The sequence below is a fragment of the Actinocorallia sp. API 0066 genome, from assembly GCF_020991275.1.
In the GTDB taxonomy this organism is placed as follows: Bacteria; Actinomycetota; Actinomycetes; order Streptosporangiales; family Streptosporangiaceae; genus Actinocorallia.
Map to the genome: position 1 here is coordinate 1 of NZ_JAJLQY010000027.1, position 4,072 is coordinate 4,072.

Annotated in this window: 1 protein-coding gene; it reads left to right on the plus strand. The window is 72.2% G+C overall.

Features of this window, described 5'->3' with window-relative positions:
• The coding region (locus LO762_RS32165; RefSeq protein WP_304523732.1) for an SDR family NAD(P)-dependent oxidoreductase at positions 1–4,072 on the plus strand (4,072 nt) is incomplete at both ends.

Below are 4,072 nucleotides of genomic sequence, written 5' to 3' on the forward strand. Positions count from 1 at the left end.
TGTGCTGATGCCGTTCGCGTGGAATCGCGTCGCCCTGCACGCCACCGGTGCGAGGAGGCTTCGGGTCCGCGCGAGCCAGGGCCCCGACGGGTTGAAGGTGGATCTGGCCGACACCGCCGGTGATCCGGTCCTGACGCTCGGAGCCCTGACCACACGGCCCGTCGCCGCCGCCGACCTCGCCGTCGGCACCGGGAGGGGGGGTGCCGAACCGATGATGCTGGCGGTCGACTGGACCCCTCTCCCCGTCCTGGCCTCCGGCGACACCGCCACCCCGGCCGCCGGGACGGTGGCCGGGGAGCCGGGCGTGGTGATCACGGACGCGGCGGGCCTGGAGGCGCTGGGCGAGGACGCGCCGGAGTGGCTGATCCTGGACGCGGACCCGCTGGTCGCCGACGCCGTCAGCGTCGAGTCCGGCGCGGGTGAGCCGACGCGGGCGCGTGCGGTGTTGGCGCGGGTGTTGGAGGTGCTGCAGGCCCTCACGACCGGGCCGGCGCTGCGGGGAACCCGGCTGGCCGTGGTGGTCCGGGACGCCGGTGGTGATCCGGTGGCGTCGGCGGTCGCCGGGCTGACCCGCTCGGCCCAGTCCGAGAACCCCGGCCGGATCCTGCTCGCCGATCTCGGCCGACCGGACCCCGGCCCGGACGCCGTGGCACTCGCGGACCTCGTGGGAGCGTTCGGCCGGGCCACGGCGGCGGACCAGGGGGAGATCCGGATCCGGGACGGGCGGATCGAGGTCCCGAGGCTGATGCGGGCCGCCGACGACCGGCTGGAGCTGCCGGCCGACGCGTGGGTGCTGTCGGCGTCGGAGGCGGCGACGGTCGAGGCGGTGGCGGCGGTTCCGTGGCCGGCGGCGTCCGAGCGGCTGGAGGCGGGCCAGGTCCGGGTCGGGATCCGCGCCTGCGGCGTGAACTTCCGCGACGTCCTCGTCACGCTGGGCATGATCCCCCCGATCGCGGGGGCCGGGCTGCGGCTCGGTGGTGAGTGCGCGGGCGTCGTCCTGGAGGCCGGGCCCGACGTCGTGGATCTGGCTCCCGGGGACGAAGTGACGGGTATCGGCATGGTGATCGGGCCGACGGCGGTCGTCGACCGCCGGTACCTGGTGAAGGTCCCGTGCGGCTGGACCCCCGAAGAAGCGGCTTCGATGCCGGTCGCGTTCCTGACCGCCTGGTACGCCTTCACCGAACTGGCCACCGTGCGGGCCGGAGACGCCGTCCTGGTCCACGCCGGTGCCGGAGGTGTCGGCATGGCCGCCATCCAGCTCGCCCAGCACCTCGGCGCCGAGGTCTTCGCCACCGCCAGCCCCGGCAAGCACGGCGTCCTGCGGAGCCTCGGACTCGACGACGACCACATCGCCAGCTCCCGCGACGGCGACTTCGAACAGCGGTTCCGCACCGTCAGCGGCGGCCGCGGCATGGACGTGGTGCTGAACTCTCTCGCCGGTGAACTGACGGACGCGTCCCTGCGGCTCCTGCCCAGGGGCGGCCTGTTCCTCGAAATGGGCGTCACCGACGCCCGCCGCCGGGACGAGACCGAGGCCGCCTACCCCGGGGTGGCCTACCGGATGTTCTACCTGCAGGAGCTGGACCCGGCACTGATCCAGCGGATGCTGCTGGATCTGGCCCGGCTCTTCGAGGCCGGGCATCTGACCCCGCTGCCGTCGACCGTCTGGGACGTCCGCCACGCCCGCGACGTGTTCCGCCACATGGCCCAGGCCAAGCACACCGGCAAGAACATTCTGCGGCTGGCCGCCACGACCGGGACGGAGGGGCTGGCCGCCGGTTGTGTGGTGGTGACCGGCGGGACCGGGATGCTGGGCGGGTTGGCGGCCCGGCATCTGGTCGCCGCGCACGGGGTCCGGAGTCTGGTCCTGACCTCGCGGCAGGGTCCTGCCGCGCCGGGGGCCGCGGAACTCCGGGCGGAGTTGGCGGCCGCCGGCGCTGACGTGCGGATCGTGGCGTGTGACGTGGCCGACCGTGCTCAGGTCGAGGCGCTGCTGGCCGGGGTTCCGGGGCCGTTGAGCGGGGTGTTCCACACTGCCGGGGTCCTGGACGACGCGGTTCTGGGCGGGCTCACCCCCGAACGGCTGGAGACGGTGCTGCGTCCGAAGGCGGACGCGGCCACACATCTGGACGAGCTGACGCGCGGGCGCGGGCTGGCGGCGTTTGTGCTGTTCTCCTCCGTCGCCGGGGTGACGGGCGGTCCCGGGCAGGGGAACTACGCGGCGGCGAACTGCTATCTCGACGCGCTGGCCGCCCGGCGCCGGGCGGCCGGTGAGGCGGCGGTGTCGCTGGCGTGGGGTTACTGGGCTGAGGCGAGCGCGATGACCGGGCATCTGACCCAGGCCGATCTGGCTCGGATGAGCCGTGCCGGGGTCGGCGCGCTGGGCGCCGAAGAGGGTATGGCGTTGCTGGATCAGGCCCTGGTCTCCCGGCATTCGATGCTGGTTCCGATGGTGCTGGATCTGGCGGTGCTGCGCCGTCAGGACGGCCCGGTTCCCCCGCTGCTTCGGGCTTTGGCCGGGGCTCAGCGTCGCGCTGCCGCCACCGGTGCCGTGGATGTGTTGCGGTCGACGTTGGCCGGGATGGCGCCGGCGGATCGGGCCCTTCACCTGGCCGGGTTGGTGTGTGCCGAGGCGTCGGTTGTGCTGGGTGGTGCGGGTCGGGATCTGGTGCGGGTCGATCAGGCGTTCAATGACGCGGGCTTTGATTCGCTGACGTCCGTGGAGCTCCGTAATCGGCTGACCGCTCTGGCCGGGATGCCTTTGCCCGCGACGTTGGTGTTCGACTACCCGACGCCGTTGGCGCTGGCCGACTATCTGCTTGGTGAGCTGGTCGGTGTCGCTTCCGCTGACACCGCGATGCCTGTGGCCGTGACGGTCACGGACGAACCGGTGGCGGTCGTGGGTGTGGGGTTGCGGCTGCCCGGCGGTGTGGACGGTCCGGGCGCGTTGTGGGAGTTGTTGTCCTCGGGCGTGGATGTGGTGGGGGGTTTCCCGACTGATCGCGGTTGGGATCTGGAGGGTCTGTTCGACTCGGACCCTGACGCTCCGGGGAAGTCCTACGTTCGTGAGGGCGGCTTCCTCGCTGACGTGGCCGGGTTTGACGCGGGGTTCTTCGGGATCAGTCCGCGTGAGGCGTTGGCGATGGATCCGCAGCAGCGGTTGTTGTTGGAGACGTCGTGGGAGGCGCTGGAGCGGGCGGGGATCGACCCGTCCTCCCTGCGGGGTCAGCGGGTGGGGGTCTATGCGGGGCTGATCGCCAACGACTACCTCTCTGCCACCGACACCCCGGACCTCGAAGGCTTCCGAGCCACCGGCACCACTCCGAGTGTGGCGTCGGGACGGATCTCGTATGTGCTGGGCTTGGAAGGCCCGGCGGTGAGTGTGGACACCGCGTGTTCGTCGTCGTTGGTGGCGTTGCATCTTGCCGCGCAGGCGTTGCGCTCGGGTGAGTGCTCGATGGCCCTCGCCGGTGGCGTGACCGTGATGGTCACCCCAGAGTCCTTTGTGGAGTTCTCCCGGCTCCGGAACATGGCACTCGACGGCCGGTGCAAGGCGTTCTCGGACACCGCGGATGGTGTCGGCTGGGGCGAGGGCGCCGGGATGTTGGTCCTGGAGCGCCTGTCGGACGCGCAGCGGCTCGGGCATGAGGTGCTGGCCGTGGTCCGGGGCAGCGCGGTGAACCAGGACGGCGCCTCGAACGGGCTTACGGCTCCGAATGGTCCGTCGCAGCAGCGGGTGATTCGTCAGGCATTGGCGAGCGCTGGCCTTGCTCCGGCCGACGTGGATGCCGTTGAGGCGCACGGTACCGGGACCACGCTGGGTGACCCGATCGAGGCGCAGGCCCTGCTGGCGGTCTACGGCGATCGCGGCGAGCAGGGTGAGCCGCTGTGGCTGGGGTCGGTGAAGTCGAACATCGGCCACACCCAGGCCGCCGCCGGTGTCGCGGGGATCGTCAAGATGATCCTGGCGATGCGGCACGGGGTCCTGCCCCGGACGCTGCACGCTGAGACCCCGTCGTCGAAGGTCGACTGGTCGGCCGGGGACGTGCGGGTCCTGACCGAAGAGCGTGAC